Here is a 2,066-nt window from a genome sequence, read left to right as displayed (position 1 = left end):
TTTAACAAGATTTTATTGCGTATCACATTAACAACTTGTCCATTAACAATCGCTTGGCTTATTTTATAACCCGCATCACATATGATAAATATTTCATAATCATAACCAATAATTACCTCGCCTTGTCCAAATACTGTCCCATAATCGCCTGTATCAACAGTTATTTTAACTGTTTCTAATTCAAACTTATCCGCCGGGTCTAATCTCAAATGCGGTCTATATTCTTGTGCGGCCATAGTTGAATAAAATTCAAACCTTGGCGCGCCATCATTGCATTCATCCACAAGCGTTATTCCAAAATCATGAATGCCTGCAATAACCAAAGCATGAACATATTCTGTAATATCCAATTCATACCAAGTTAGAGAAATAGCGTTCAAAACGCCAAGCTTAGTGCCTGATTTAAGTCCAGCTGAAGCGCTAACGCCCGCAACATCTTGTACTTTGCCTTTATAAAATAAATCATTTATGGGCTGGTTATTCCAAGTGATTCCGTTTTCAAGCCACTTCGCGCCGTCGCTAAAAGCATATACGCCTATTGGCATTGCTTTTGACCCAAGCTCTACCGCTTTGTAACCCATTATTCTAAAAATAACTTTATTAGACAATACATCCTCATTAAGATTTTTAAAACATAAATATCCGATACGCGAATTTGTGCCCGTTAATGTAGTCTTTACAGCAAAAAACTCGTCTTTATCGTATGCAGTATTAGGCATATCTTCTCTTGTATAGGTGGAAAAAGACGCCATAAGCAAATTTTGCTTGTTAAATTTAACTTCAATACTAATATCATTATTAATATCAGAAATTACTATTAAATAGTCGCTAAAATCTATTTTTTGTCCGTTTATTTTAACATATTCAATGAAATAATCATATTCGGGTTTTATCAATACCGTTAAATTTTCATTCTTGAATACCGTAGTATTAGATATAAATACATCTCCGCCTTTTCCGTTAACTATATCAATAGATACTTTGTATTGGGGAGTCTCGCCTTCAACTTGATTAATAGCAATATACGGGCTATTTAGACTTTCTTTACTTGCAAAAATAACGCCTGCGTCTGATTTTGAAGGATAAATTCCAAAGGTATATAATTTATCAACAAAATTTGGATTTGTAAGTATATGTTTTATATCAATTTTTATCCAAACTCCTTCATTTGATACAGGGATTATTTGAGTCAAGTCGTTTATTATATAATTATTAGGATGAGGGGTTGATTGCCAAGACAAACTTGATTCATCCCAATCATTAAAATTGGATACCCTTAACGAAAAGCCTTCCGTATTAGGTGTTTCTTTTCCGATAAAATATAAATAAAGATATGCCGTATCAATTTCCTCTTGAAGCGTTGCTAAATCAAATCTAATAAAACCTCTAATTACATGATTTGTGCCTGAAGATTTTGCCCAAATAACATCTGAAAAACCATTACTAGCTGAAGAAAGCAAATAAGTATCATCTGTAGGCTCAAACATCAAACCTGGCTCTGCTGAATCTCCTCTTTTGATTAAGTTGAGCCTTGGCTCATTATTAGGATTTTCATATGAACCGATTTCTGTTTTTGCAATAGAGTTTATTTGCGTATCTTCAAGCAACAACGATAATGTAATAGCCGTTTGTTTTATTTGATCGGCAACATAATCCTTTAGCTCCAAAGTATAAGTTCCAGCGCCAGTTACAATTATATTGCCTATTTTTATTTTCTGCTGGCTATGATTAAATGTATTCCAGGTTATCTCATCTATTAAATAATGATTTGATATTATGGATACATCAATTATTTGAGGCTTTGAAACCGACACTTCTTCCACCGCTATAACAGTTATTTGCAGTTTAACGGAATATATGTCATTTTTAGGAATATCAAATCTTAAAATTGCGCTTTTTTGTTTGGACCATTTGCCGCCATACACCCTTAATTTGTCTTGATGTGCAAAATTTATGTTTTGTTCAACATCGTCTTCTGAAATATATGTATCCCTACTAGAATAAATAACTTTATCGGATGATGTAGGACCAATATAATCCTCTTGCTCTGGGTCACTCTCAGGAGG

At 33.5% G+C, this 2,066-nt stretch carries 1 protein-coding gene; it reads right to left on the bottom strand.

Going from position 1 to position 2,066, the window contains the following annotated elements; translation table 11 throughout:
* Positions 1-2,066: DNRLRE domain-containing protein (locus GX756_02395; protein NLC16712.1), on the bottom strand; the 2,066-nt coding region annotated here is incomplete at both ends.

Source organism: Clostridiales bacterium, assembly GCA_012512255.1.
Classification (GTDB): Bacteria; Bacillota; Clostridia; order Christensenellales; family DUVY01; genus DUVY01.
Note: the sequence above shows the minus strand (reverse complement) of the source record. Positions and strands in the feature narration are given on the sequence as shown.